3 protein-coding genes are annotated in these 2,014 nt (G+C 68.0%); 2 read left to right on the forward strand and 1 reads right to left on the reverse strand.

Annotated features, from left to right (window positions below):
- A partial coding sequence (locus tag VNE62_09195; protein HVE92455.1) for a hypothetical protein occupies positions 1-703 on the forward strand: 703 nt, incomplete at its 5' end.
- On the opposite strand, the gene VNE62_09200 is transcribed toward VNE62_09195, so the two are convergent.
- The gene (locus tag VNE62_09200) at positions 667-921 is read right to left on the reverse strand and encodes a hypothetical protein (GenBank protein HVE92456.1); all 255 of its coding nucleotides are present in this window, start codon (positions 919-921) and stop codon (positions 667-669) included. The genes VNE62_09195 and VNE62_09200 overlap by 37 nt on opposite strands.
- 143 nt (positions 922-1,064) lie before the next feature.
- On the opposite strand from VNE62_09200, the gene VNE62_09205 reads away from it, so the two are divergent.
- On the forward strand, positions 1,065-1,829 hold the full coding sequence (locus VNE62_09205) for a Clp protease N-terminal domain-containing protein (protein HVE92457.1): 765 nt from the start codon (positions 1,065-1,067) through the stop codon (positions 1,827-1,829).
- Positions 1,830-2,014 lie beyond the last annotated feature (185 nt).

Below are 2,014 nucleotides of genomic sequence, written 5' to 3' on the forward strand. Positions count from 1 at the left end.
GCCGATCTTCAAGGTGGACCCGGAGCTGCGTCCGGAGGGACGAAGCGGGCCGATCGTGAGGTCCCTGGACAGCTGCCGCCAGTACTACGAGCGCTGGGCGCACGGGTGGGAGTTCCAGGCTCTGGTCCGCGCGCGACACGCCGCCGGGGATGAGTCGGTGTCGGCGGCTCTGCTGGAGGCGGTCGCGCCGAGGGTGTGGCCCCCCGAGCTTTCGGGGGCCGAGGTGGAGCACATCCGCCACCTCAAGGCGCGCATTGAGCGGGAGCGGGTGCGCTCGCGCGACGACCCCAAGTTCCAGTTGAAGCTCGGGATCGGGGGCCTGTCCGACGTTGAGTTCACCGTCCAGCTGATGCAGCGCCGGCACGGGCACACCCACCCGGGGCTGAGGACGCCCAATACGCTGGAGGCGATCGAGCGGCTGGCGGCGCTGGATCTGGTCGGCGATTCCGACCGGGCGTGGCTGCGGGAGGCATATCTGGTGCTGAACAGGGTCCGCAACCACCTGTTTCTGCTGAGAGGGCTTCCGACCGACGTCCTGCCGTCACGCGACGAGGACCTCGAGCGCCTCGCCCGCAGCCTCGGCTACGGGCGGTTGTCCAGGGCCGGGTTCCTGGACGACTACCGCCGCATCACGCGCCGTGCCCGGCGCGTGTGCGACCGGCTGTTCTACGGGGAGGACGAGTCGGGTCCGGCTCCCGCGTAGAGCATCTTCGCCAGCAGCTCGCCGACCACCCGGGACCATTCCTCCTCGGGAACCGACAGCTCGACCGGGATCATGAAGCTCATCTTGGCCTTGCCGTTCTCGAACCGGACATTCTCCTCGGCGAGCTCGCACTCGAAGGACACCGGCAGCGGCTTTGCCTCGAACAGCCACTCGTCGTCGATGCGGACCGAGACCATTCCGTTGAGCGTGAGTTCCATGTCCCGCCTCCTCGAAGTCTTCCCTGTTTATCTGTCAACGCCTGTCATCGGACCGGCAGTACGGCCTGTGTAGGGCTTTGGGGGAAAATGACGACGAGTGACTAGTGCGTCCGGGTTAACCGGGGGAGTCGGGGGGCCATCAGGTGGATGAGTTCGTTGCAGCGACCGAGCCTGAAGGCGGATGGCGTGGCCGTCCGTGGGACCACCGTTTCGTTCCAGCGGGGGACGGCAACGAGGTCCGAATAGCCGTTGACGACGCCGGCCGTCCGGTTCTGGACGAGGACGGTGACATGATCCTGTCCGGGCCGGGGCTGGGTCACGTCCCTCACAAGGTCCACCCTGTGGGCTTTCCTGCGTCGGTCGTTCAGGTGTCACTCGACGGGCTCGACGCCGACGCCCGGCAAGCGGTTGAAGGTGCAGTGGAAGTTGCAACCGACTTCGGCCACCCCTGGGTAGGCACGGAGCACCTGGTCGTGTCGATACTGCGCAACTCGCCGGAGGTGGCTGCGCGGGTCCGCGGTCTCCCGGACGTTTCCTCGATCGAACGCGCGATCGCCGAGTTCTACGAGGGGGCCGAGTGGCGTGATGCCCGGTTGGAGAAGGTCGCCTCTCGCAGGGAGGGTAGGCGTCCCCGGCCGCCGCGCCCGGACCCTCCCCCGTGGAACCACGCCCTGGACCTCACGCTGGACCGCGCCCGCGCGATGGCAAAGCGCGAAGATCGACCGGAGGCCGGCGTAGAGCACCTGCTGATCGCGGACATGCTCGGGGACAGGTGCCTGTCGCTGATGCTCCTGGAGAGAGTGGGAGTGGACGTCGGCCCGGTGCGGCAGAGGCTTTCGGAGCTGCGTGAGTGGAGACAGCTGCTGCAGCTGGTCGTGGAGGCCGAATCGGCTCCCGAGCCTTCTTGACCCCCGGTTGTCGCGTCTGCTCTAATCGGCCCCCACGTCCGCGCGAGATGAGGAGCTGAGATGTCGAGAGCGTCTGTCCTTTCGCCGCGCGAAGACGGCACGGCGCGTCCGGTTCTGTAGCCGGCCCCGCAGACTCCGTCCGCTTCGCGCGCTGCCTGCTTCCTGAGCGCCGCATCCGCGCGCGC

Source organism: Actinomycetota bacterium, from assembly GCA_035536535.1.
In the GTDB taxonomy this organism is placed as follows: Bacteria; Actinomycetota; JAICYB01; order JAICYB01; family JAICYB01; genus DATLNZ01.

What these genes read in the sequence shown, in the direction of transcription:
- VNE62_09200 (HVE92456.1), bottom strand. Translation starts at nt 921, where the DNA reads ATGGAACTCACGCTCAACGGAATGGTCTCGGTCCGCATCGACGACGAG.